This window comes from Treponema bryantii, assembly GCF_900111035.1.
Classification (GTDB): domain Bacteria; phylum Spirochaetota; class Spirochaetia; order Treponematales; family Treponemataceae; genus Treponema_D; species Treponema_D bryantii_C.
In genome coordinates this window covers 78751-101706 of the sequence record NZ_FOFU01000002.1, presented here as the reverse complement: position 1 = coordinate 101706, position 22956 = coordinate 78751, and the positions used below count along the sequence as shown (strand labels likewise).

The following is a 22956-nucleotide window of genomic DNA, read 5'->3' as shown; positions in this document are numbered from 1 at the left end:
TTTGCTGCAAAAATTTGACATAAAATCAACAATTTGCTATATTATAAACAGCTTGTAAATAAGCTGATAAACTCTCTCCGATGTCCAGCAACGCTGGACGGCAAGGTTCCCTTCTAGTGTTACTGTCTGGGAACCTTGTTTTTTTTAACCCCTGAAATTAAATAAAAACTGCCGGATAATGACATTACCCGGCAGCAAAGGTATAACAAATATAATAGGTAATTAGCCTGCGAGACCAGTTACTGTATTGTTCTTAAGAATTACTTTGTAAGCATAGCTGTAAAGGATTTCAGCTACGTCGCGGAGAGGTTTACGAACACTCAGTCCCATGTTCTGTGCAAAGCGGATTGCTGCTTTTGAAGCTGCAGGATTCCAGAGTTTTGCATTATCAACACTTACAAAGTCACATTTTTCAGAATCTGCAATAGCCTTAATGTGGCGGTTCATTTCTGCAATTGTCTGGTCAGCATTCTCATTATAGAGAGAAATGAGGGCAATTCTGCACTTTGAGTTTGCAGCCTTTACAGCTTCAATAAGCTGAAGGTATGCGCTGTCAAATTCTGTGCTGTTTGCTTTGAACAGATTCAAATCGCTTTCACCAATATGAATAATGATTCCTTCAGGATGCAATGGCTGAACATATGAGCAGAAAGCTTCTTTTGCATTCTTTACAGAAAGATCAGCAATACTCTTGTTCAAAATCTGAAAGTTGAAATCAAAAGCATCTGCAAGAGTTTTTACAGGGATAGAGTTATCCAGACTTCCACCGAATACGATTACCGCATTCTTTTCTGATTTTGCAAGATTATAACCATCGTAATAAAACATATATTCCTCCTGAAATGACCGCCCGGCCAATATTTTAAGCTCCGACTGGAGTTCTGATTACTTCTACGTTCTTAATGTTGTTCTCTCGTTTTTTATCCAGAGCAACATTTCTGAAATAAACAACAAGGTTAGACATTACAATTGCAAGGTTCAAAAAGTAAACAGCCAGAACGTAGTTCAGCTGATGATTGATGAACTTAGCAGTAATACCTGCTACGTAGCCGGTGATTATCAAGATGATAAAGGCCAGGCTTGTACCCTTTGCGCTTCTTGCTTTGTAGGCTTTAATTACATTTAAAGGCCATGAAAATCCAAAGCAAACCAGCATTAATGCTTCAAAAAGATGTCCAATTTCCATCGAGTTCTCCTGAGGGCCGTTCGTCCGGCCGGTGATTTTTTATGTCTTCATAATATTCTGATTTTGTGAAATTACAATTTTTCGAAAGAAAGAAAAGTATTTTTTTTGTGTGATATTTTTTTTACTTTCAAAACGTTTTAGAAAGTCCTTTCTTTTGATATTATTTCTATAGAATGGAATCAAAGGTTTCAAAGCCAAAGAAAGGCCGTAGAAAAAACAGTCTCACGGATATCCGCCACGAGATTCAGCGTATCCAGCTGATTCTGATTATTCTGACTACGATTTTTATGAGTGTGGGCGGTGCGGTAATAAATGTAAACGCCAGCGATAATGCGTTCGATCAGAATCTGCAGGATACTGCGGAATTGATAACGCGGATTTATGGGTTTATGCGGGATGCGCCGCGCCGCGACCTGTGCATATGTATGGACGGAATTGCAGCGGAGCTGGCGGATGTAGATGTTATTTCCATTGTTGATACAGAAAATATCAGAGTTTATCATACAAATCACAATCTTATGGGAACTGAGTACGACGGTACTCATCCGGATTTTACCACTCATAAAAAAGGTTTTTATACAGAAAGCGATATCGGACCTTCTGGTCCACAGCGCCGTACCTATTCAGCAATTTATGATGAAAAGGGCAACTATATCGGATTTATCATGGCGATTATGCTGAAAACCTCAATCCGCTCCTTTACTTACAAAATCGTACTTTTATTTTTGAGTGTTACAGTTGCTGCGATAATCATAGAAATCGCAATATGCCGCGCCTTTTCCCGCAAACTTAAGCGGCGGCTTCTTGGTTATGAACCTGATACCTTCTCTTCAATGTTCCGCATCCGCGAAAATATTCTGGAATCTACATACGATGGAATCATTGCTGTTGACAGCGAAAACAACGTTCAGTTTTCAAATAAAGCGGCAGATAAGATGCTTGGCTGTGTTGATGATGAAAAAATCACCCATATCAAGCAGCAGGTTTTTGCAGAAAAATACCTTTCCGAGGTCTTAAAAAACGGCACCGCTGAATTTGGCATTCAGCAGGAAACGGAAAACGGTACCGCTCTTTTAATGGACTGTGTTCCCGTAATGGAAGACGGAATCCTCAGCGGTGCCGTCGCTCTTTTACATGACCGTACTGAATATACAAAACTTATGGAAGAACTTTCTGGAACAAAGTATCTTGTAGATTCAATGCGTGCCAATAACCATGATTTTACAAATAAACTGCATGTAATTCTCGGTCTTATTCAGATTGGTGAATATGACAAGGCTGTGTCATATATTGAAAATATTTCGATTATCCAGCGGGAAACTTTGAGCACTGTTATGCACGCGGTAGATAATGCCTCTTTTGCAGCTTTGCTGATTGGAAAAATTGCCCGTGCTTCAGAATGTAATGTTCGTTTTGTTCTAAAAGAGGGAATTCGTTTTAAGAGTTCTGATATTGCAGTTCCTTCTGAAGCTCTTGTAACGATTGCCGGAAATCTTATAGACAATGCTCTTGATGCAATGAATATGCAGCTTACAGACCTTAACCGTCAGCGGGAACTTGAGTTCGGCGTGTTTACAAAACCTGGCGAGCTTTTAATTACAGTCCGCGACACTGGCTGCGGCATCCCGGATGAAATCCGCGACAGAATTTTTGAAAAAGGTTTTTCTACAAAGGGTACAGGCCGCGGGGTTGGTATGTATCATACAAAGCAGCTTGTTGAAAGTCTTGGCGGAACAATCAGTTTTGAATCAGAGAAAGACATTGGAACGTCTTTTATGGTATTATTAAAGGGTAATTATGTATAAGGTTCTGATTGTTGAAGACGACCCTATGGTTGCCATGATAAATGAACAGTATGTCTGCCGCAATAAGAGTTTTCTGGTTCAGAAAACCTGTCGTAATGGCCAGGAAGCTCTTGAGTATCTTGAATCTCAAAATACAGAGTCAAACGGAGATTCTTCAATTGATCTTGTAATTATGGATGTTTTCATGCCTCTTATGAACGGTATTGAAACCCTTAAAAAAATCCGAGAGAAGAAGCTTGATTGTGAAGTAATTATGGTAACGGCTGCAAATGACCCTTCAACACTTGAAGAAGCTATGCATCTTGGTGTTATAGATTTTCTGATTAAGCCGTTTGCCTACGAACGTTTTCAGGTTGCACTGGAAAAATATATTGCAAAAGAACTTGCCTTCCGGGACGCAAATAAAACCATTGACCAGAGTTATGTCGACAGTCTTATTTCCAGTCCTGTATCTTATCATTCTCAGAACGATGAGCTTCCAAAGGGAATTCAGAAAAAAACTCTGGATCTTATAACTGATTATCTTAAAGAAAAAAAAGGCTGGGTATCTGGAGATCAGATTTCAGAAGATGTTGGGCTTTCCTCAGTTACAGTCCGCCATTATATGAGTTATCTGACAGAAACAAAGGTTGTTAATGTAGAAATCAATTATGAAACTGGCGGCCGCCCAAGTATGCTTTATCGTAAGTCATAAGTCTTGACCCTAGTTGTTTTTGTGCTATAATCTACCTATATACAAACAAGGATAATAGATAAATGATAGTTTCTACTAAAGGCCGCTACGCTCTTCGTGTAATGATTGATCTGGCCGAACAGCATAAAAGTGAACGAGTACCTCTTAAGGAAATAGCTGAACGCCAGCAGATTTCACAGAAATATATTGAATCAATTATGACTCTTCTGTCTAAAAACGGTTTTGTTGATGCCGTTCATGGAAAGGGTGGTGGTTATAAACTTAATAAAAAGCCTGATGAATATAAGGTTGGCGACATTCTTCGTCTTACAGAAGGAAGTCTTTCTCCTGTTGCCTGTCTTGAAAAGGGGGCACCAGAGTGTTCACGTAAGGCAGAATGCAGAACCCTGCCAATGTGGACTAAGCTTGATGAACTTGTAGAGGGATATCTGGATAGTGTTTCTCTCGCAGATTTGATGCGATAGATTATAATTCTTCTAAGGTATCTTTGGGAATTTCAATAGTAGCAATGGTTTCTGTATCTGTCGTCTGGAACTGAAGATGATCAGAAGCCAATCCTAACTTTTTCAACATAATCAAAACGGTTATAATTCCAAGGCCAGAGCCCTCTGTCTGATCAATATCATTGATGGCATCGGCCATGGTATTATAAACCTTTGTCTTTTCAATCTTTTCTTTGATTCGTTTATATTCAGATTCAGTAATTTTAGTATTATTCGAAACAGTAATTGAAATTACATCATCAGCTGAAAGCAGAAGGTGAACCTCAAGCTTTCCGGCTTCAAGTTCAGTTTCATAATGCAAAGCGTTTTCATCGAGAGTTTCCTTAAACTCCTTCATTCCATGCTTATAATCATTTTCATCATTGATGTTCAGACTATGCTCTTTGAAGTAAATGCGCTTTGCATTAGCTTTGCTGGCATTGTCGAGAAGTTCAAATAGACAATATGAAAGATAGTTAAACAGATATTCCTGATTGCATTCCTGTAAGAATACTTTAAGAATCTTGAGAAAACGATCTTTCTGCTCTGGTGTAAGTGTATAGCAGAAGAAATCAACTGGTTTTCGTGATTGAACTGCGGCCTTTATGCTTTCAATATCTGCTTCACTTATAACTTTATTATCTACTTTCATAACTTTAACCTGTGGTAATTTTAACTATATTATAACTCTAATTTATAAAAGTTCAACTAAAAAATAACCATGGTTATTTTTAAATTACGACGAAAAAGCTGAAGAAACCTCTTTCAGAAGGTCAATAATCTTAAGTCCCTGTGGGCAATGACCCTGACAGTTACCGCATTCAACACATTCTGCAGGATTTCCAGTCTTCTTTAACTCCTCGTTGTAATGCCATTTGAACGATGCAATGCCATAGCGCTTGCTTTCGTTGTAAAGTTCAAACATACGTGGAATGTTAATCTTCATAGGACAGCCACCGTTTGTTTCATCAACACAATAGCGGCAGGCTGTGCAAGGAATTGCAATTGTAGATTTTATAAGTTCAGTTGCTTTCTTTACACATTCCTGTTCTTCTGCATTGAGTGGAACAAAATCCTTCATGTAACTCATGTTGTCTTTGAGCTGTTCCATATTGCTCATACCACTGAGAACTACAAGAATATTGTCCATGCTTGCACAGTAACGTACAGCCCAGCTTGCTACACTTGCATCTGGATTGTAGTCAGTAAATATTTTTTTAGCATCCGACATGATGTTTGCAAGACTACCGCCCTTAATTGGTTCCATAATAGATACAGGAATACCATAGCGCTTACATATTTCGTAACATTTACGGCTCTGAACATTGTCGCTTTCCCAGTCAATGTAGTTAATCTGGAGCTGAACAAGTTCAACCTCAGGATGTTTGCTGAGCATCATCTCAAGAGCATCAGCAGAGTCGTGGAAACTGAAGCCAGGGTGCTTGATTTTTCCTTCTGCCTTCATTTTCTGCATCCATTCAAAGGCACCGAGATTTTCTGCTGTTGCAAAAACATCACGGTTCAGGGCATGGAGAAAATAGTAATCAAAATATTCTACTCCGCATTTTTTGAGCTGTTCATCAAAAGTCTTCTGAAGCTCTGCAGGATCTTTCATATTCCATAAAGGCATTTTGCTTGTAACCTGAAACTGTTCACGTGGATAGCGTTTTGCAACAAGCTCACCGAAAACGCGTTCAGAAAAGCCTCCGTGATATACCCAGGCTGTATCAAAATAGGTAAATCCTTCTGCCATGTATGCATCAATCATCTCTCGTGTTTTTTCAAGATCAATGTTTCCCCAGGTTTTATCTTCTGTGTAAGTAAGTCTCATCAATCCAAATCCAAGTTTCTTCATATGGGTTTTATCCTCCTGGAAAAAAAATGTAAACATTTAAGCAATGTATGCCTTGATGTGGCCGTATACCATGTTTTTTTCCTTATTTATAAAAAGTATAAACTATAAATGAGGATTCCGATTGTAAAAAACGTGATGTAAATTGTAAAAATATTATCGAATTCTTCAGTGATCCCCTGTGTAAATATAAAGGAATTTTCTTTGTCAATTTGAATTTCTTCTGTTACAATATAAAGAAGGAAATTGTTTATAATGAAAAATTGTTCTCTTTTGCGATTCAAGCCGCAACTTTTTTTGCTTGTTTTTTGTTTTCTTTTTTTGTTTTCTTCCTGCAAGGGTAAATCTGAGCCTCCAAGAATCTATCTTGATGATGCTTTTTACTGGGCACTTTCTGATGTTGACAGCACAATAGATGATGCTATAAATCTGGATTATAAACATCTCGATAATATGGGCTACAAAAATCTTATGGATCTTGTTGGCCGTGATGGTGAATTTATCTGGCTGAAAGCAGATTTTGAACTTATTCCAGAACTTAAGAATGATGACCTTTCTATGGTCATTCCATATCTTCACTTTGCCGATGAACTTTATCTTAATGGCTTATATATAGATGATTATGGAGTTATGGAGGGCGGCCTTTCTAATCCTATGATTCAGGAAGCCGGCTATGTAGCAAATCTTTTTGATTTTCCTGAACTTTATCTGAAGCAGGATGGAATCAACACAATTTATATCAAAGTATTCTGTCTTGGACATGCAACAATAACAGACGGTGTATTTATAGGTTTAAGACAGGATGGCTGGCGAACTTCAGATAATATGACATTCTGGAGATCCAGATTCTATATGTTCTTTGAAGGAATGATGATTCTTTGCGGTGTATTCTTCTTTATGCTTTACTTCATGTTTGATAAGAATGTAAGCTACCGCCGTTTTGGAATTTTGAACTTCCTTACTGCATTGTTCTTCTCAATCTTCTTTATTACAGATATTCCATGGGCAGGTTTTCATGGAGGTATTCCATTCTTAATTTACGTTAAATTTGTTAAGAGTATCTGTTTCTTTGCAATTGAATTTGTTTTATCTATGTTTATCTGCAGCTTTATAGAATACAAACTGTCGAAATTTGGAACTGCGATTCAGTATCTTTCATTCTTAATCAGTACAACAATGGTACTGCTGTCTCCAGATTATGTATGGCTGTTTTCTAAGACTCTGGTAATGATTCCAATTTCATGCTTTGGATTGCTTTGTTCTATAGCTTATACAATCATAAGTCTGAAAAATCCTAAAGTTCAAACAAAGGCCCTTTTTGTACTTATTGCAATGGGTGTTTTGTTCTCGATAATGGGTGTTGATATCATCATAAAAGGTGCCTTCCGAAATATCAAAATGCCGTTCATTTCCATTTTCGGATTGACTGCTGTGATTATTGTATTCTTCGTTTATTTCTGTCGTGATTACAGTAAGATTGCCCGCCGCCTTGAGTATCTGAATAAAGGGCTTGAAGATGAAATTAAACTTCAGACAGAAAAACTTACTTCAGCAAACAAAAGCCTTCAGCATGACCGTGAGATTTCCCTCAAAGATATGAAAATGGCTGCGATTGTTCAGAAAAAGTTCTTCCATGCGCCTGAGCATTCGCTTAAAAACTGGGATTTTGCAGTTCGTTATGAACCTCTTTCAATCGTTTCTGGAGATCTCTTTAATTTCTATCACGAAGAAGATCTCTTAAATGGTATTTCACTTTTTGATGCTTCTGGACATGGTGTTGCTGCGAGTCTTGTTACAATGCTTGCCGAAAATATTATTCAGCAGACTTATTGTGAAACCCTTGAGAGTGGAGAACGGGTTGCAGATGCCCTCAAGCTTATCAACGAACGATTTATTGAAGCTAAGGGTGAAATTGAAAACTACCTTACAGGTATTCTGTTAAGTACAAAAGAAAATTCAGATGGCAGCTGTACTATGGTTATGTCAAATGCGGGACATCCGTATCCTCTGTATTACAATGCTAAAGAAAAGGTGGTTGAAGAGCTGCTTCCTTCTGCCGATATGCCGTATACAGGACCTGTCGGATTAAGCGGACTTGGCGTAGAATTCTCTGAAATGGAATTTACAATGCAAAGCGGAGATATTCTGTTCCTTTTTACTGATGGTATTACAGAAATGCTGAATGACAAGAAACTTGATTTTGGAATTGATCCTATTAAGGCTATTATTGAAAAATATAACTCTGAAAGCGCAGAACAGATTATTTCCAGAATTATGGATCGTATGGAAGAGTTTATAGCAGACACACCTCGTGTAGATGATGTGTCTGTTATAATTCTTAAGCGCGCTTAAACTTAAGCGTTCTTTTTCTGCTTAGCGAATGTCTGTACGCCTTCGATAACGAGGATAACAGCGAGCACTGCCATAGCAAGAGCGAAGAGCAGCTGGAACCAGTTACCCCAGAAGAATGCATTTGGAGCACCAGCACACATAGCTTTTACCTTACCAATGATTGTAAGAACAAGCTGTGTAAGTGTTGCTGCAAGCATGAATACCATTGGGATGAAGAACATCTTGTTGTTCTTTCCAGCCTGACCAAGCCATGCTGCAACTGCCATCAAAGCAATACCTGCGAGGAGCTGGTTAGCAGCACCAAAGAGACCCCAGATTGCAGAAAGCTTGAGACCACCAAGGATACAACCAATAACAACCATAAGACATGTACCGAACAATGGGTTAGCAAGAAGCTTGCGGATTCCCTTAGCGTCCTTCCATGTAGCTTCTCCGTCCTTAAGGAACAATTCAGAGAACATAAAGCGGCTGAGACGTGTACCAGTATCAAGAGAAGTAAGAGCGAATACAGAAACTGCAAGTGTAAGAAGTGCATAGATTGTATTGTAAGCGCTTGAACCTTCTTTCCCGAACAATGTAGCAAGACCAGCACCGAATGCTGCAGATGGAGAACCGAATCCGTTAGCCTTGTACTTGTCGAATACCATACCAACAGCAATCAAAGAAATGATACCAAGGGCAGATTCAATAAGCATTGAACCGTAACCGATAGCCTTTGCATTCTTTTCGCTGTCGAGCTGCTTAGAAGAAGTACCTGTAGAAATCAATGAATGGAAACCTGAACATGCACCACAGGCAACTGTAATGAACAATGCTGGGAACATAGTACCAATGTTTGTCTTCCATCCTGTGAATGCTGGAATTGTGAATGTTGCACTTCCTGTGATAGGTGAACTTACGATTCCAATAAGAGCAAGTGCCATCATTGCATAGAGAAGGAATGATGAAAGGTAATCACGTGGCTGGAGAAGGATCCATACCGGAACAAGAGAAGCAACTGCAATATAAATACCAATAAATACAATCCATGCAGTACGGCTCATAGCAAAACCAACTTTCAAACCAAGAATTGTAATAAGTACGATTCCAACAAGTCCGATGATTGTAGCTGGAAGAGTCTTAAGACCGCATTTATTTGTAAGGATACCGTAAACAATAGCAAGTACAATGAAGCACAAAGAAATCATAGCTGTTGTCTGGTTTCCGTTAGGATTTGTTACAAATCCGAATGAACCGGCTGCAGAGAAGAATGTTCCTGCAACAACGTTTACGAAAGAAGCAATTACAAGGATAAGTACGAGCAGGGCAAAAATGATGAAAAGTTTCTTTGCTTTAGAACCCATTGAAGACTTAATGATTTCTCCAACAGATTTTCCATCGTGACGAAGTGAAGCAAAAAGTGAACCAAAGTCCTGAAGACCGCCGAAGAAAATACCTCCGACTACACACCAAAGGAATACTGGAACCCATCCGAAAACAGCTGCCTGAATAGGTCCGTTGATTGGACCTGCACCTGCAATAGATGAGAAGTGATGTCCCATCAAAACGGCAGGTTTAGCCGGAACGTAGTCTACACCGTCATTCATTTCATTTGCCGGTGTCTTTCTTGTAGGGTCGATTCCCCACTGTTTTGCAAGCCAAGAACCATAGAAAATATAGCCGGCCAGAAGCAAAACGATTGCAGCAATAATAATTAATAATGCTGTCATTTGAACTTACCTCCTCGTAAATTCGCATAAGTTTTTATAATATAAAAAAAATCTTCGTCGGGAGAGAGTCACGACGGACTTTTTATATTCTTGTTAATGAGCTTTGCATAATCCTTGCCCTGACGATTTGTGTAAATTGTCATATCCGTAGTGTTGCATACGGCAAGCTTAAAATGGCTCCAGCCGTGAAAACTGAATTTATAGGATTTATAAAGCTTTGTTTTTTTGATTGTGATTGCAGTTTCAGGAGAAATCGATTTCGTAAAAATCAAAAGGGTAACATCTGAATTGCGATGTCCGTTATATGGATGAACTTTTGCAAGTCCCGCATTCCAGGCAGTATTTACGAGTTCTTCGAGCTTTTCAGAGGTTAGTTCATCAGGAGAAGCAAAGTAAACGAATTCGTTGGAATCTATGTCAGCAATATGTGCTGAACGTACAAGAAAATACTGTTCATTATGAGAACGGAATTCTGCTTCAGCGCAGAAGGGTGGGGTTATATCTTCGTTTTTTACTGTATAATACCGCTCAAAGGCAGGCAATAACTTTTTTATGACCTCGGAAGGTTCCATCGGGTATTCCTTGTATTATAAGTATATGGCATGACTTATTAAGTGTCAATAAAGAAATTTAGTGTAACTGAAAGCTACTGTATGATAATTTGACAGCAATAGGAATCCATAATAGTATTACGTATATTAATAAGGTATTTCAAATGATAAATATAAGAAAGATAATTCTAGTATTTTCAACAATAATTTTAATTATATCTGTATTTCTATTTGCAAATACTGAAGGTTTAATGGATTCTTACGGAAATTATGTGTATGAATATCAAAGTAGTGGATCCAATGATGATATTTGCATAGGTATATCTATTTTTATTTGTTTACCGTTTTTGTTTTTTATGTTTACTCTCAAAAAACGAATATTTGTTATTGAATTTATTTTAGGAAATATACTGATTATTTTTCAAATCATTTTATTACTATTGATTGATGTTGGTTCAATTTTACATACTATAATATATGGTAATATTCCTCTGTTAATCTGGTTAATTAGTTTTTTTGCATTATTTATAGAATTAAATGGATTCTTTATATATGAAAGAACCAAAAGAACTTAAAATACTAAATTAATAAACAATAAATACTTTGTCTTTCAAGGGAAACAAGGGGGCTCGGATATAGTTTCTAATCAGGATAAATAAAAATGAAAAATTTATTTATATTTATGATCTGGAATTTTCAGATTATGAATGCGGACGTTAGAATAATGTTTAGCTGTATTACATTTCAGGGTATTATTATAAAGAAAAAAAATTACATGAGGTTATGGTCAATGAAAAAAATCATATTCTTTCTTTGTTTGTTTCAATTCTTTTATTTGAATGCGCAGGAAAAAGAATCCTTAAGTGGTAAAATATTTTATAATTATGGTGGTGAAATCACTTGGGACTTTTTAACTGATTCTATTCTTGAACTTTCTGAATATACAGATGAAAAAGGGCTTGTTTCTCAAAAATTAGAATATAAATATGTGAATGCTGGTCCATATTATCATTTGATTTTAAAAGATGATTCAAAAGAATTAAAATATGTTGCATTACCAGGTGTATACGATGAGTTTTTACTTCTATATGAAGATAAAAGTATAAAACCAATTCATAATGGTTTATTTGGAAGAAACTCTATTTTCTATGCAAATAAAACAAAATATATTACTGATAACTATTTAACTGAAGGTTTGATAAAATATATTCCAGAAAATCTTGGAGAGCTTTCTATTGGTAAACCTTGGGTAGAAGGCGAAACTGATTCTGGTATTGGCAAATCTATTAAAATCGAAAATTCAAGATTATTTAAATATTTGGTTATTTCAAATGGTTTTGTTTCGTATAAAACTTCTACATATTATAATAATAATCGATTAAGAAAAATAAGAATTATAAATAAAGAAAATGAAGCACAACAAGTGGAAGTATTGTTAAAAGATACTGCAATTCCTGCAGAAATTGAGTTGCCATTTGAAACAAAAAAAATTGATATAGAAATATTAGAAGTATACAAGGGTGAAAAATATGATGATACTTGTATAAATTTTATTTTATGTAAAAATTATTGAGAAAAATAAGGTTATCAATTGGAGTATCTGCGAAGCCCTGGTAGAAAGAATCAATTACCATTAAGCTGCTCATTCGCTGACAGATCTTCTAACTGATGTTACCAGTGTTGATGTTAAGGAAGATGTATCTGTATTTTCTGTTATTTCCATAAAAGTAAACACATTTGTTATGAAAAGGAGAAAATAAATGATTAAGAAAGTTTTAGCTTTATTATTGTATTTATTTATTTTTGAATTAATGCTTTATGCAGATCCAAAATATTTAGGAAATAAGTATTGGCATACTGATGAACCTTTCACAGTTAAAATTTTTACAGATAAAATTGATATTGATGGAACAATTGAATACGGAAAATTAAAAACTAATTCGAGATTCGACACCTTTATGGGTGATAACTCCTCGTATATTATACTTAATTGTAATGTTCAAAAAACATATTTTGTATATTTAGTAAAAAATATTAATGATGCAAAATATACATATAGCAGTTGGGAAATAACTTATTGTTACTCTGAAAAAGGTAGCAATTATGATTGGGTAAAATTGGTGCCTTTTAAAGTAATAGGAGCAGAATCATATATTATCGAGAAAGATAAAAATGGAAAAGAAATAAAATTTATACCAGAAAATCATAACTTATTTGATTTAGGTAGTAATCCATGGGCTGTGTCCAAAGACAATAAAAAAGAAATTCATCTGAACACAGATAGATTTAGAAATAATGGAATTCAATATTATCCAATAAATGAAATAGTTTTTGTAAATGGATTTGTTTATCCAGATAAGGATTATTTATATGATCAAAATGCCAGAGCAAAACGTATTAAAATTACATATGGAGAATGTGCTTTCGAAACTGAACTTAAAGATACTGGAAATTTTCAAGTAATACAACTTCCAGTACAAATTAATCCTGTAGAAAAAAATGATATAAAAATAGAGATATTAGATTCATATCCAGGTACAAAATATTCGGATGTTGTTATTTCTGGGGTGTATTATTTAGATGCAATTATGAAATAAAGTTTGTATCTAAAAAAAGCCCCTGAACTCTAAAACAAGCTCAGGGGCGAAGTGTCATATTATTGTTTTATGCCTGAAGTGCAGTAACTGCAACTGTAGCAACGATGTCGTCTACGTTACAGCCGCGGCTCAAGTCGTTGAGAGGCTTTGCGAAGCCCTGGCAGATAGGACCAATTGCCATCCAGCCGCCCATGCGCTGGCAGATCTTGTAACCGATGTTACCTGCGTTGATGTTAGGGAAGATGAATGTGTTTGCGTGGCCTGCAACCTTGCTTCCTGGAGCCTTGAGTTCTCCAACTTCTGGAGCAACTGCTGCGTCGAACTGGAATTCTCCGTCCAATGCCAAATCAGGAGCTGCTGCCTTAGCAAGTTCTGTAGCCTTCTGTACCTTTGTAACAGTGTCGTAGAACTTAGCATCGTTTCCTGAACCCTTTGTAGAGAATGAAAGCATTGCTACACGTGGATCAATTCCTGCAATTTTCTTTGCTGTATCTGCTGAAGCAACTGCGATGTCTGCAAGTTCTTCTGCTGTTGGTTCAATGTTGATAGCGCAGTCACCGAATACTGCAACTCCCTCTGGAACGTAAGGATTTCCACCCTCTGGAGCAACCATGATAAAACATGATGAAACTGTCTTGAAACCAGGAGCGGTTTTGATAACCTGAAGACCTGGGCGGAGTGTGTTAGCTGTTGAGTGACATGCACCAGAAACGAAACCGTCTGCATCGCCAGCTTTAAGAATAAGGGCACCGTACATTGTGTGGTCCTTAAGAATTGCAGCCTTTGCTGCTGCTACATCAGCATATTCTGGAGCACCAGTCTTCTTGTTGATTTTTCCTTCACGAGCTTTGAAAAGGAGTTCTGCATATTTGTCTGCATTTGAGTCTTTTGCTGGGTCGATGATTGTAACTCCGCTCAAATCAGCATTGCATCCGCTTGCCTTAATATCCTCGTCGCTTCCAATCAAAATGATTTTTGCGATTCCGTCTTTTACGATTTTAGAAGCTGCTTCAACAACACGTTTATCTTCACCTTCGCAAAGTACGATTGTTTTGTTTGCAGCCTTAGCTTTGTTAAGTAAGTCTTCTACAAAATTCATATTATTCCTCTGAAACTTAGAATATACCTTAGCGAATGAATTTTCAACCGTTTAAAAAACAAAAAGCCGGTGCTTAACCGGCCTGTAATGTGCTCTCAGTCGACTAAGGACTGGCACTATAAATGTCCCAGCAGTAAGCCGCTGGCGCTTTAAGAATGTCTACGTATTATACAACCTCGACCAGGTGTTCTATCTTTGTCGGAAATTGCATATTGCCTCCCATTCAAGCAGCCGGGGTGCGTCCTCATCTCGCTCTTGGCTACAACTTTATGATAGCACAGCTTTTATATATTGCAAGAAAAAAAGTGCTTTTTGAAGAAAAATCTCATTGTTGAATTAAACGACTTTCTATAGTAAAATATTATATTCATTTTTACACATTTGGGGGTTCTTACTATGGATGAGATACTTGATTTGCTGCGTCAGAATGCACGTCTTTCGGTTGAAGACATTGCTGCTATGACAAAGAAGACTACGGACGAGGTTAAGCAGATTATTAAAAAGCTTGAAGACGACGGAGTTATTCTCAAGTATGCCGCCATTGTGAACCCGGAAAAAGATAAAGTCGCGAAGGATAAAGTTGTCGCGGAAATTCAGATTCAGGTACAGCCACAGCGTGAGCATGGCTTTGATGCTATTGCGGACAGAATTTACCGCTTTCCACAGGTTAAATCGCTTTATTTGATGAGCGGCGGTTATGACCTTAAGGTTTTGATTGAGGGTGACAATCTTAAAGATGTTGCACTGTTTGTAAGTGAAAAACTTTCTACTCTGGAAGGTGTTCGTTCTACTAAGACTAATTTTGTTTTGAAGACATATAAAGAAAACGACATTGTTTACGTTGAGGACGAACGCGACAGAAGAGAGACTGTTCAGTCGTAAGACATAACGTCATTGCGAGGAGTGAAACGACGAAGCAATCTTCTTAGAATGGATTGCTTCACTACGTTCGCAATGACGGGGATTTTTTTGGAGACTAATTTGAATACACGAACTGATAAATTTTCCAGCAAGATGATGGAAATTCCACCTTCTGGAATCCGTAAATTTTTTGAACTTTGTATCGGGCATGATGATATTATTTCGCTGGGTGTCGGCGAGCCTGATTTTCCGACTCCATGGATTATGCGTGAAGAGGCTTTTTACCACCTGGAAAAGGGCCATACTTCTTATACTTCTAACTGGGGTTTGATTGAGTTGCGTGAGGAAATTGCTAAGTACCTCGAACGCTATAAGCTTTACTACGATCCTAAAACTGAGATTCTGCCGACTATTGGTGCGAGTGAAGGTCTGGACCTTGTGCTCCGTTCTATTTTGAATCCTGGCGATGAAATTATTGTCTGCGAGCCTTGTTATGTTTCTTACCAGCCACTGGCTGCTCTTTGTGATGCTAAGGTTATTCATCTTGATACAAGTGTGAACGGATTTTATCCTACTGCTGAACAGATTGAAGCTGCATGTACTGAAAAGACTAAGGCTGTTATGTTCTGTTCTCCTAGTAACCCGACTGGCCGTATTATTCCGGCTGATGAGCTTGCTAAGATTGCTGAAGTTGTTAAAAAACATCAGATCTGGTGTCTGAGTGATGAGATTTACTGCGAGCTTTTATACGATGGACGTAAGCATGTTTCTATCGGCGAGTTCCCTGGCATGAAAGACTACGCAATTATCTTCAACGGTTTTTCTAAGTCTTTTGCTATGACTGGCTGGCGTATCGGTTATATTGCCGCTCCTCATGACTTACTTGTACAGTGCTGTAAGCTTCATGCTTATAGTTCTATCTGTCCACCGATTTTCAGTCAGTATGCTGCTGCAGAAGGTTTGCGTCACGGCTGGGATGAGGTTGAAAAAATGCGCGTAAGCTATCAGCAGCGCCGTAACATCATGCATAAAGCATTTATTGATATGGGGCTCCCTTGTGTTGAACCTGAAGGTGCTTTCTATATGTTCCCTGATATCCGTCCTACAGGTATGACTTCTGAGGAATTTGCCACCGAAGCAATTTCAAAGTACAATGTAGCTGTAGTACCAGGAACTTGTTTTGGTGACGGCGGTGAAGGATTTATCCGCTGCTGTTATGCTACTGATATCAATAAGATAAAAATTGCTATGGAACGGCTTGCCTGTCTTGTAAAGGAAAAAACTGGCAAATAAAAAATATATAAAGGAAAGAGTGGATGATTATATCAATCTTAATAGCGGTAATAGTAGCGCTTCTTCTTATTGCGATTATTGTTGGTATTAAAAGCATTAAGCGTAAGGAAGAGAAGAAAGATGTATCTGTAAAAATCCAGAAGAAGGGAAAATCTGCGATTCTGAAGGAAGCAGAAAAGAAGCTTGCTCATGATCCGCACAATATTCCTTCGCTGGAAACTATTGGTGATATTTATTATGGCGAAAAGGATTGGGAAAAGGTCTGGAATATCTATAAGACTTTATATGATATTTCAACTGCTCATCCTGAGATTGATATAATCAAATGTGCTCTCCGTATGGGTATTGCAGCGTATGGACTTGGAAAAAATGAAGACGCTGTAAGTGCCCTCATGCTTTGTATAAAGAAAGATCCTAACAATTTTGACTGTAATCTGTTCCTTGGTAAAGCGCTTATGAAAGCTAATACCTTTGATAAGGCAGTTTACTGTTTTAAAAAGTGTAAGGTCATTCAGCCCGAAAATAATGAAGTAAATATGCTTCTGGGAACAGCTTTGTATAAGGCTCAGAAGTATAGAGACTGTCTTCCATTCCTTAAACGCGTTCTGGATGAAAATCCTGGAAATAAAGAAGTGCTTTTTGATATGGCTGTTGCTATGACTGAATGCGGAATGGGTGATAAGGCGCTTAAGGTATTTATGCATCTTAGACCTGATCCTGAATATGGTCCACAGGCTTGTCTTGAAGCGGGTAAAATGCATGAACGTGTTAAGGATTTTGCTTCTGCTGTAAAAGATTATGAAATCTCAATGAGACTTCCTTCTGTTCCTGAGCAGATTATGCTTCAGATTAAATATCGTCTTGCAAATACTTATATTGCTATGAATGATATTTCGAAGGCGCTTACTCTTTTACGTCAGATTCAGGCTGCAAAGCCTCAGTATAAGGATGTTGATGCTCTTGTTGCTCGTTATGCGGAGCTTAATCAGAATAAGAATCTGCAGACTTATCTGATGTCGGGTACCAGTGACTTTGTTGCTTTGTGCCGTAAGTTTATTGCGACTTATTATAAAGATTCCTTTGTTAAGGTTGAGGACGTTCAGGTTGCTTCTGAAAGTGTAGAAATTATCTGTGAGGTTGAAACTCCTAAATGGGAAGCTAAGCAGATGTTCCGTTTCTATAGAACTCAGAATGTAATTGGTGATATTAACGTGCGTGACTTCCATAGCAAACTCCGTGATACTAAGTGTGATAACGGTGTTTGTATTTCTATTGGAGGATTCTCAGACAGCGCACACAAATATATTGACGGCCGTCCTGTAGACTTAATTGAAAAGGATGAGCTTGTTAAGATTCTCAAGAGAATCAATATGTTCTCGTAGTTTATGAATATCTGTTTATTTTCAAATGACGAAATCTCTAAGCCTCTGCCTCGCAAAGATGAAAGGGCAGAGCATATAATCAAAGTTCTCCACAAAAAAGCCGGTGATACTTTTACTGCCGGTATTATTGGCGGGGAAAGTGGTGTGGCGCGGATAACCGCAATTGATGACAACGGCATTTCTTTTGAATTCACCGCGGGCGGTAACGGCAAACCACTGGCTCCTTTTGATATGATAATTGGTTTTCCGCGTCCTATTCAGCTTAAACGACTTCTTCGCGATATTGCAGCTCTGGGGGTAGGGCGTGTGTATCTTACCGGAACTGATCTTGGCGAAAAATCTTATATGCAGAGTACTCTTGTAGAACGGGGCGCGGCTTATAAGATGCTTCTTGATGGAACGGTTCAGGCGGGAAGTACTCATGTACCGGAATTGTTTTTGTTTAAGACTCTGGATGAATGTCTGAACTCTATTGAAGGAGAACTTAAAACTTCTTCTGACAAAACTGCCCGTTTTGCTCTTGATAATGTGAATCCTGCCTGTAGTTTGAATAAGGCTTTGGGTGAGTCTCAGTCGGTTAAGCGTGTGATTGCTGCTATAGGAAGTGAGCGTGGCTGGACAGACAGAGAACGCCGCTTGCTTGAGTCAACTGGCTATGTTCGCTGTGGAATGGGTGAACGTATTATGCGTACAGAGACTGCGGCTACTGTGGCGGGCGCGATTATACTGTCGGGTCTTGGGATTATTTAGACATATTTTTCTTCTCATCAATAGTTGCGAGAATTTTATCCATTGATTTTATAAGCTCAGAAATTGTCTTGAAGTTTTCCTTGAGGTTTAACTGATAGAAAATCTGGGTGCCGATTTTTAAAGGCACAATGAGTCCTGCTTCCTTTAATACCTTAAGATGATGTGAAATTGCGGGGCGGGAAAGCTTTGATTTTGCTGAGAGGTTAGAAACGTTGATGCCATCAGAGCCTGCTTCTGCAATGTCCATAATCAGCTGCTGGCGGTATTCATCACTCATTGCAATGAAAAACGGAACACATGCGTTGAATGTTTTCAGTGTTTTTTTGATTTCAGCCTTATCTATCACAATTTACCCCTTTTAATAAGAATAAAACGATATTTTTTGCTTGTCAATATGATTAAATGATTAAAAAATTAAACATTTAATCAAAAAATCATTGACTTTAAAACTTTTTGTTATTATCTTCTTGGTTATAACGTTTAAGCGTTTAAGATATTAAACGGACGAACAAATAACAATGAAGGAGAATAGTAATGAAAGCTACAAGAGCTATTTTCAAGAGACCTCAGCTGATAATTGCGATTTGTGTAATCATCACTGGTGTTCTTGGATTTTTTATTAAGGACTTACAGATTGATAACTCAATCCGCCAGTTCCTTCCTCAAAAAGATGCTTCTTACACACGCCTTTCAGAAACAGAAGAGCAGTTTGGAAGCATGATGGTTATTGGTGTAAGTATGGAAGCCCGCAATGGCACAATTCTTACTCCAGAATATATTGATGTTGTGCGCCGTATTACAGACCGCGCACTCGAAGCAGAGGGAGTATCAGATGTTGATTCTCTTACTCATATTGATTATGTCTGCGAATCAGATGGGGCAATTTCTGCAAGCCAGTTGATTCCAGATTCTTACACAGGTTCTGCAGCAGATATCGCTCAGCTTGAAGGACGCCTTATTGAATGGGAGTCAATGTACAACCGTGTAATCGTAAATGACGATATGACTGGAACTCAGCTTCAGGTTACTTTGGCACCTTACAGCCACGAGTTTGAGATTGAACGTGCCTCAGCCCTCGGTTCAAAAAAGATTCGTTCTGAAGCAGAAGAGGAGGAAGATGTTCTCAATGCAATTACTGCAATTGTAAACGAAGAAACTGCCGGCCACAACGTAGATGTAAAGATTTACGGTAACCCGGTTGTAATGCAGAACTCCCGTGTGTTCATGCTTGCAGACCTTACCCGTCTTATTCCGCTTGTAATTGTTGTAGTTCTTCTTTCACTTTACTTCAGCTTTAAGACAATGGACGGAACTTTACTTCCTTTGATTACTGTAGTTATGGCAACCACCTGGACAATGGGACTTATGGCTTTGTTCGGTGTTACCTTTACTCTGGTTTCAAGTGTAATTCCTGTTGCTCTGATTGCGGTTGGTTCGGCTTATGGTATTCACGTTCTGACACATTATTACGTTGCCCTTGATATGACAGAAGGTGAGCTTACAAAAGAAAAATACACAGAGGCTGTTTTCAACGGACTTCATGAAGTTATGGGTGCGGTTCTGCTTGCAGGTATTACAACAGTTATCGGATTCATTTCGTTGATTTCCAGCCCGATTGCACCGCTTCACAGCTTTGCAGTTTTCACGGCAGTTGGTGTAACAATTTCGCTCCTGCTTGCAATCACCTTTATTCCTGCAATTCTTCTGCTTAAGAATCCGCAGAAGGTAATGGCAAGTCGTAACAAGAAACATAATATCAGCGAAAAGCTTGCTGCAAAACTTGAGCATGCAAGAAGACTTCGCGGCGGTAAGTCTGCAGATGAAGCTGAGGGTGAAACTCTATATCAGATTTATCATTTCTTCTGCGGTTCTAAGCCACGCCTTTATCTTTCAATTATCGTGATGGTTGGTTTGTCAGTTGTCGGTTTACGTTTACTCCATATCGATACCGCACTGGTAAATTACTTCCCGGAGAGCTGCGATATGAGACAGGACATCAACTATATCGACAAGCAGTTTGCGGGAACCAACAGTTTGTATCTGAACGTAAAGGGACCGGAGAAGGGCTCTCTTACAAATCCTGAAATCTTAAAGGCTGTTGATGACATGCAGGAATATCTTGAAGAAGAATATCCTGATATCGGTAAGGTTGTTTCTTTCACAGAGTTTATCAAGAGAATTAATCAGGTTTGGCATGTACCTGTAACTGATGGCAGTGCTGCGGCTGGTGCCGGTGATGCAGCTGCGATGGTTGAAGCTAACACAGCTAATACAGATGACTTCGGCGGCTTTGATGATTTTGGAGATTTCGGCGACGATACATTCGGAAGTGATACTTTTGGTGATGATTCGTTCGGTGATGACAGTTTTGGAAGTGATACTTTTGCAGATGCAGAAACTTCAACTTTTGATGCATCTAACTGGACTGATCCTAACACAGCTTATGCTGCTGCCCTTGAACAGCGGGTAACAGTGGAAGATGTAATTGGAATGATTAATAAGGCTTATGTTGCTGCCGGTGGAAAAACTGCAAGTGTAGAAGACATCGTAAACGAGCTTCAGAAATCTGTGAACTATAACGGAACTGCTTATTATGAGATTCCTTATGATGCAGCAAAGTATCCGGTTGCAAGCAGAGAAGAACTGGCTGGTGTTGTTCAGGGATATCTGACATTGCTTAGTGGTTCTCTGGACCGCTTTGTTGATGACGACATGAATCCTCAGATTATGAGAATTACAGTTCAGCTTAGAAACCATTCAACACAGACAACAGGTGACATTATTGCTGCAGCCCAGAAGTATGCTGAAACACACTTCCCTGAAGGCTACACACTCGAAGCAACCGGTACTGCAGAAATGGAATACACAATGACAAAGATGATTGTATCAAGCCAGCTTACAAGCCTTGTAATTTCACTCTTGTGTGTATTCATCATCATTGCAGTTGCTTTCAAGAGCGGCTGGGCCGGACTGCTCGGTGCTGTTCCGCTTGCCCTGGCAATCATTTTGAACTACATGGTTATGGGCTTTGCAGGAATCAATCTGGACCTCGTAACAAGTATTATTGCTTCTGTTGCAGTAGGAGTTGGAATCGATTACACAATCCACTTCCTTACAACTTATAAAGAAGAGCGTGCAAAAACTGACGACCTTGAAACTGTTACACGTATGACCTTCCGCAAGTCTGGTCACGGTATTGTAACAAACGCAATCGCAGTAGGATTTGGCTTCCTGGTATTGTGCTTCTCAAAGTTCGTAGTTTTGAGATACATCGGAATCCTGGTAGCTATCGTAATGTTTACATCTAGCTTCCTTGCTATGACAGTTATTCCGGGCTTCTTGAATATGTATGCACCACGCTTTATTTCAAAGAAAAATAAATAGGTGCTAGGTGCTAGGGAAATTCCACCGCGGGGTTTTAGGGGCTGCGTAAGCCCCTAGGAGAAGGGGTGGTGAGCAACGAAGTGCGAACCAGGGGAAGGCTTTCCCCTTAAATCCCTAAAACCTAAAACCTAGAACCCAAAACCTAATAATAGGAGATATAAATATGAAAAGAACAACTAAACTTACAACATTGGTCGCAGTAATGGCTGCTTTAACAAACTTCGCTTTCGCAGATGAAAAGGGAAACGAAATTATGAACAAGGTTGCAGACTTCAAAAAGCCTGCTTACTCGGTTACTGATGTTTACATGATTCTTACTGACAAGAAGGGGACTCAGGATTCGAATGGTTTCCGCGAGTACGGAAAGGAAGACGGCAGCAAGACTTATATCGTAATGGATTTTAAGACAGGTACTAACAAGGGAACACGCTTCCTTCAGATTACTGATGACAATGGTCCTGATGAAAAACATATTTATCTTCCGGCCCTCAAGTCTGTTCGTCGTGTAAACTCAAGCGAAGGTTCTAAGGCTTTCATGGGATCTGATGCAACTTATGATGATTTGACTACACGTGATGTTTCTGAAGATGAGCACCAGTATATTGGTGAAGAAAAAATGAAGGTTGAAAGCGGCAAGGAATATGACTGCTACAAAATCAAAGAGATTCCTATCGACAAGAAGGGAACTCAGTACAACTACCGCATGGTTTGGGTTGATAAGGAAACTATGTATCCTATTCACACTGAGATGTATGACAAGAACGATAAGTTGATTAAGGTGCTCGAGGTTCTCGACATCCAGAAAATCAGCGGCTACGACATGCCAATGGAAAACAAACTGACAAATGTTCAGACTGGCCACAGTACTACTTTGAAGATTGCTAAGGTTGTAGCGCTCGATCAGGAGATTCCTGCACGTTACTTTACTCAGAACTTTTTGACTACTGGAAAATAAGAGG

The 22956-nt window shown here is 38.5% G+C and carries 20 protein-coding genes; 12 read left to right on the top strand and 8 right to left on the bottom strand.

Going from position 1 to position 22956, the window contains the following annotated elements; translation table 11 throughout:
• Positions 1-222 precede the first annotated feature (222 nt).
• Together BMY21_RS03740 and BMY21_RS03735 are read right to left on the bottom strand one after the other, a co-directional pair.
• Complete coding sequence (locus tag BMY21_RS03740) at positions 223-828, bottom strand: SGNH/GDSL hydrolase family protein (RefSeq protein WP_074641061.1); 606 nt, start codon at positions 826-828, stop codon at positions 223-225.
• A gap of 34 nt (positions 829-862) precedes the next feature.
• Complete coding sequence (locus BMY21_RS03735) at positions 863-1186, bottom strand: PQ-loop domain-containing transporter (RefSeq protein ID WP_074641059.1); 324 nt, start codon at positions 1184-1186, stop codon at positions 863-865.
• 173 nt (positions 1187-1359) lie between these two features.
• On the opposite strand from BMY21_RS03735, the gene BMY21_RS03730 reads away from it, so the two are divergent.
• From BMY21_RS03730 to BMY21_RS03720, 3 genes are all read left to right on the top strand, one after another.
• Positions 1360-2991 carry a sensor histidine kinase gene (locus tag BMY21_RS03730; RefSeq protein WP_074641056.1) on the top strand — a complete coding sequence of 544 codons (1632 nt, stop codon included), beginning with the start codon at positions 1360-1362 and terminating at the stop codon, positions 2989-2991.
• Positions 2984-3685 carry a response regulator gene (locus tag BMY21_RS03725; RefSeq protein ID WP_074641054.1) on the top strand — a complete coding sequence of 234 codons (702 nt, stop codon included), beginning with the start codon at positions 2984-2986 and terminating at the stop codon, positions 3683-3685. The genes BMY21_RS03730 and BMY21_RS03725 overlap by 8 nt, the downstream gene beginning before the upstream one ends.
• A 62-nt stretch (positions 3686-3747) precedes the next feature.
• Entirely contained in the window at positions 3748-4149 is a 402-nt protein-coding gene (locus BMY21_RS03720) for an RrF2 family transcriptional regulator (RefSeq protein ID WP_074641053.1), read from the top strand.
• 1 nt (position 4150) lies between these two features.
• On the opposite strand, the gene BMY21_RS03715 is transcribed toward BMY21_RS03720, so the two are convergent.
• Both BMY21_RS03715 and BMY21_RS03710 read right to left on the bottom strand, forming a co-directional pair.
• Complete coding sequence (locus tag BMY21_RS03715) at positions 4151-4819, bottom strand: hypothetical protein (protein WP_074641051.1); 669 nt, start codon at positions 4817-4819, stop codon at positions 4151-4153.
• 84 nt (positions 4820-4903) lie between these two features.
• Positions 4904-6022 (bottom strand): aldo/keto reductase, encoded by a 1119-nt coding sequence (locus BMY21_RS03710; protein WP_074641049.1) that lies wholly within the window; start codon positions 6020-6022, stop codon positions 4904-4906.
• A gap of 252 nt (positions 6023-6274) precedes the next feature.
• On the opposite strand from BMY21_RS03710, the gene BMY21_RS03705 reads away from it, so the two are divergent.
• Entirely contained in the window at positions 6275-8371 is a 2097-nt protein-coding gene (locus tag BMY21_RS03705; RefSeq protein ID WP_074641047.1) for a SpoIIE family protein phosphatase, read from the top strand.
• A gap of 2 nt (positions 8372-8373) precedes the next feature.
• On the opposite strand, the gene BMY21_RS03700 is transcribed toward BMY21_RS03705, so the two are convergent.
• A complete protein-coding gene (locus BMY21_RS03700; protein ID WP_074641045.1) occupies positions 8374-10080 on the bottom strand; it encodes a carbon starvation CstA family protein in 1707 nt (568 codons plus the stop codon).
• A gap of 68 nt (positions 10081-10148) precedes the next feature.
• Positions 10149-10652, bottom strand: coding sequence for a DUF8052 family protein (locus tag BMY21_RS03695; RefSeq protein ID WP_074641043.1), 504 nt, complete (start codon positions 10650-10652; stop codon positions 10149-10151).
• Between the two features lie 769 nt (positions 10653-11421).
• Between BMY21_RS03695 and BMY21_RS03685 the strand changes: the two genes are divergently transcribed.
• On the top strand, positions 11422-12204 hold the full coding sequence (locus tag BMY21_RS03685) for an NADase-type glycan-binding domain-containing protein (protein ID WP_074641040.1): 783 nt from the start codon (positions 11422-11424) through the stop codon (positions 12202-12204).
• A 187-nt stretch (positions 12205-12391) separates the two neighbouring features.
• Positions 12392-13228, top strand: a complete 837-nt coding sequence (locus BMY21_RS03680) for an NADase-type glycan-binding domain-containing protein (protein ID WP_074641039.1) — start codon at positions 12392-12394, stop codon at positions 13226-13228.
• Between the two features lie 67 nt (positions 13229-13295).
• On the opposite strand, the gene pta is transcribed toward BMY21_RS03680, so the two are convergent.
• The gene (pta, locus tag BMY21_RS03675) at positions 13296-14327 is read right to left on the bottom strand and encodes a phosphate acetyltransferase (protein ID WP_074641037.1); all 1032 of its coding nucleotides are present in this window, start codon (positions 14325-14327) and stop codon (positions 13296-13298) included.
• Between the two features lie 396 nt (positions 14328-14723).
• Here pta and BMY21_RS03670 point away from each other — a divergent pair, with 396 nt between their 5' ends.
• From BMY21_RS03670 to BMY21_RS03655, 4 genes are all read left to right on the top strand, one after another.
• On the top strand, positions 14724-15209 hold the full coding sequence (locus BMY21_RS03670) for an Lrp/AsnC family transcriptional regulator (RefSeq protein WP_074641036.1): 486 nt from the start codon (positions 14724-14726) through the stop codon (positions 15207-15209).
• Between the two features lie 99 nt (positions 15210-15308).
• Positions 15309-16481, top strand: a complete 1173-nt coding sequence (locus BMY21_RS03665; protein WP_143064159.1) for a pyridoxal phosphate-dependent aminotransferase — start codon at positions 15309-15311, stop codon at positions 16479-16481.
• A 23-nt stretch (positions 16482-16504) separates the two neighbouring features.
• Positions 16505-17863 (top strand): tetratricopeptide repeat protein, encoded by a 1359-nt coding sequence (locus BMY21_RS03660; protein ID WP_083379665.1) that lies wholly within the window; start codon positions 16505-16507, stop codon positions 17861-17863.
• 3 nt (positions 17864-17866) lie between these two features.
• Positions 17867-18613, top strand: coding sequence for an RsmE family RNA methyltransferase (locus BMY21_RS03655; protein WP_074641034.1), 747 nt, complete (start codon positions 17867-17869; stop codon positions 18611-18613).
• On the opposite strand, the gene BMY21_RS03650 is transcribed toward BMY21_RS03655, so the two are convergent.
• A complete protein-coding gene (locus tag BMY21_RS03650; RefSeq protein ID WP_074641032.1) occupies positions 18606-18959 on the bottom strand; it encodes an ArsR/SmtB family transcription factor in 354 nt (117 codons plus the stop codon). The two genes, BMY21_RS03655 and BMY21_RS03650, sit on opposite strands and share 8 nt — an antisense overlap.
• Positions 18960-19147: 188 nt before the next feature.
• Here BMY21_RS03650 and BMY21_RS03645 point away from each other — a divergent pair, with 188 nt between their 5' ends.
• Positions 19148-21997, top strand: coding sequence for an efflux RND transporter permease subunit (locus BMY21_RS03645; protein WP_074641030.1), 2850 nt, complete (start codon positions 19148-19150; stop codon positions 21995-21997).
• A 163-nt stretch (positions 21998-22160) separates the two neighbouring features.
• Complete coding sequence (locus tag BMY21_RS03640; RefSeq protein WP_074641028.1) at positions 22161-22952, top strand: outer membrane lipoprotein-sorting protein; 792 nt, start codon at positions 22161-22163, stop codon at positions 22950-22952.
• Positions 22953-22956: the final 4 nt, after the last annotated feature.

Excerpts from the sequence above, each read along its gene's own strand:
- BMY21_RS03740 (WP_074641061.1), bottom strand. The coding sequence starts at position 828 with ATGTTTTATTACGATGGTTATAATCTTGCAAAATCAGAAAAGAATGCG.
- BMY21_RS03735 (WP_074641059.1), bottom strand. The coding sequence starts at position 1,186 with ATGGAAATTGGACATCTTTTTGAAGCATTAATGCTGGTTTGCTTTGGA.
- BMY21_RS03730 (WP_074641056.1), top strand. The coding sequence starts at position 1,360 with ATGGAATCAAAGGTTTCAAAGCCAAAGAAAGGCCGTAGAAAAAACAGT.
- BMY21_RS03725 (WP_074641054.1), top strand. The coding sequence starts at position 2,984 with ATGTATAAGGTTCTGATTGTTGAAGACGACCCTATGGTTGCCATGATA.
- BMY21_RS03720 (WP_074641053.1), top strand. The coding sequence starts at position 3,748 with ATGATAGTTTCTACTAAAGGCCGCTACGCTCTTCGTGTAATGATTGAT.
- BMY21_RS03715 (WP_074641051.1), bottom strand. The coding sequence starts at position 4,819 with ATGAAAGTAGATAATAAAGTTATAAGTGAAGCAGATATTGAAAGCATA.
- BMY21_RS03710 (WP_074641049.1), bottom strand. The coding sequence starts at position 6,022 with ATGAAGAAACTTGGATTTGGATTGATGAGACTTACTTACACAGAAGAT.
- BMY21_RS03705 (WP_074641047.1), top strand. The coding sequence starts at position 6,275 with ATGAAAAATTGTTCTCTTTTGCGATTCAAGCCGCAACTTTTTTTGCTT.
- BMY21_RS03700 (WP_074641045.1), bottom strand. The coding sequence starts at position 10,080 with ATGACAGCATTATTAATTATTATTGCTGCAATCGTTTTGCTTCTGGCC.
- BMY21_RS03695 (WP_074641043.1), bottom strand. The coding sequence starts at position 10,652 with ATGGAACCTTCCGAGGTCATAAAAAAGTTATTGCCTGCCTTTGAGCGG.
- BMY21_RS03685 (WP_074641040.1), top strand. The coding sequence starts at position 11,422 with ATGAAAAAAATCATATTCTTTCTTTGTTTGTTTCAATTCTTTTATTTG.
- BMY21_RS03680 (WP_074641039.1), top strand. The coding sequence starts at position 12,392 with ATGATTAAGAAAGTTTTAGCTTTATTATTGTATTTATTTATTTTTGAA.
- pta (WP_074641037.1), bottom strand. The coding sequence starts at position 14,327 with ATGAATTTTGTAGAAGACTTACTTAACAAAGCTAAGGCTGCAAACAAA.
- BMY21_RS03670 (WP_074641036.1), top strand. The coding sequence starts at position 14,724 with ATGGATGAGATACTTGATTTGCTGCGTCAGAATGCACGTCTTTCGGTT.
- BMY21_RS03660 (WP_083379665.1), top strand. The coding sequence starts at position 16,505 with ATGATTATATCAATCTTAATAGCGGTAATAGTAGCGCTTCTTCTTATT.
- BMY21_RS03655 (WP_074641034.1), top strand. The coding sequence starts at position 17,867 with ATGAATATCTGTTTATTTTCAAATGACGAAATCTCTAAGCCTCTGCCT.
- BMY21_RS03645 (WP_074641030.1), top strand. The coding sequence starts at position 19,148 with ATGAAAGCTACAAGAGCTATTTTCAAGAGACCTCAGCTGATAATTGCG.
- BMY21_RS03640 (WP_074641028.1), top strand. The coding sequence starts at position 22,161 with ATGAAAAGAACAACTAAACTTACAACATTGGTCGCAGTAATGGCTGCT.